This window comes from Saccharopolyspora sp. NFXS83 (assembly GCF_026241095.1).
Classification (GTDB): Bacteria; Actinomycetota; Actinomycetes; order Mycobacteriales; family Pseudonocardiaceae; genus Saccharopolyspora_C.
This window is the reverse complement of sequence record NZ_JAPFGB010000060.1, coordinates 1-1,130: the sequence shown is the minus strand read 5'-3', so window position 1 is coordinate 1,130 and position 1,130 is coordinate 1. Positions and strand designations below refer to the sequence as shown.

At 71.7% G+C, this 1,130-nt stretch carries 2 protein-coding genes; one reads left to right on the top strand and one right to left on the bottom strand.

The window, feature by feature from the left end; genetic code table 11:
* A partial coding sequence (locus tag OOZ19_RS29935) for a FadR/GntR family transcriptional regulator (RefSeq protein ID WP_266093527.1) occupies nt 1-451 on the top strand: 451 nt, incomplete at its 5' end.
* Nucleotides 452-514: 63 nt separating this feature from the next.
* On the opposite strand, the gene OOZ19_RS29930 is transcribed toward OOZ19_RS29935, so the two are convergent.
* The gene (locus OOZ19_RS29930) at nt 515-1,021 is read right to left on the bottom strand and encodes a mycothiol transferase (RefSeq protein WP_266093526.1); all 507 of its coding nucleotides are present in this window, start codon (nt 1,019-1,021) and stop codon (nt 515-517) included.
* Nucleotides 1,022-1,130 lie beyond the last annotated feature (109 nt).

The window sequence follows — 1,130 nt, the reverse complement described above, 5'->3', positions numbered from 1 at the left end:
GCTCCACGCGGAAGAGGCCCGCGACCTGCTGGAGATCCGGCGCTCGCTGGACCCGCTCGCGGTGTCGCTGGCCGCGCAACGGCGTACCAAGGCGGAGATCGCCGAGATCCGGGAGGCCGCCACCGGACTGCGCTCACTGCCCACCGACCCCGAGCACCGGCAGCTGCTGCACCACCGCCGCTTCCACGTCGCGATCTACCGCGCCTCGCACAACGACCTGCTCATCGAGACGCTCGACGGCCTGTGGGACAAGGCGGACCGGTACCGCAGGCTCGCGCTGGAGATCGACCGCGGGCCGCAGGCGCGGGCGAAGAAGGACGAGGAGCACCGGATGCTCGTGGAATGCGTCGTCGCGGGCGAGGCCGACGCGGCGGCCGACATCATGCGCGAGCACATCGAGACCAGCCTCGGCGCCCAAGCCGCCCGCCGCCTCATCCGCGCCGAGCAGTGACGCCCGCACCGCGCGAACGCGGGTGCGGGGCGACGACTTCCGGGACATCGACCTGCGCGGACCTCACCTGCGTTCCGCGATGCCGCGGATGAACGCCGCCTGGCCCGCGTGCTGCAAGCCGTCGGCCAGCACGCTCACCAGGCGGACGCCGCGCGTGACCGGGGGCGTCCAGTCCGGGTCGATGATCTCGTCCAGGTCGGTGTCGGAGAGCCGGGCCACATAGGTGACGGTCTGCTCGTGCACCGAATCGTGGTAGCCGAGCAGCAGTTCCGCTTCGGCCCGCACCTGCGCCACCTGCTCGGAGCTGTGGCCGTAGCCGATGTCGAGATCGTCGAAGGGCAGGTCGAACCGGTCCCGCCAGCCCTGGGTGAACCACACCTGCTCGGTTCCCGCCGCACCCGCGAGGTGATCGTCCTGCACCCGCGTGAGGTGCCAGATCAGCCAGGCGATCGAGTTGGCCTGCGGGTCGAGGCGCAGGGCGAGGTCGTCCTCGCTCAGCTTGCGGGTCGCGTCGTGCACCGCTTCCCGAATCCGGTCGTAGCCGTCGACGAGCACGTCAGCGCTGGTCATATCGCTCAGCGTCCCTTCACCGGTGGTCTGATGCGCGGGAGTGCGCCGGGTTCCACCGTACGAGCGGGGACCGGCGCGGGCATGCGGCGCGGCCGTGCGGTGCACGGCC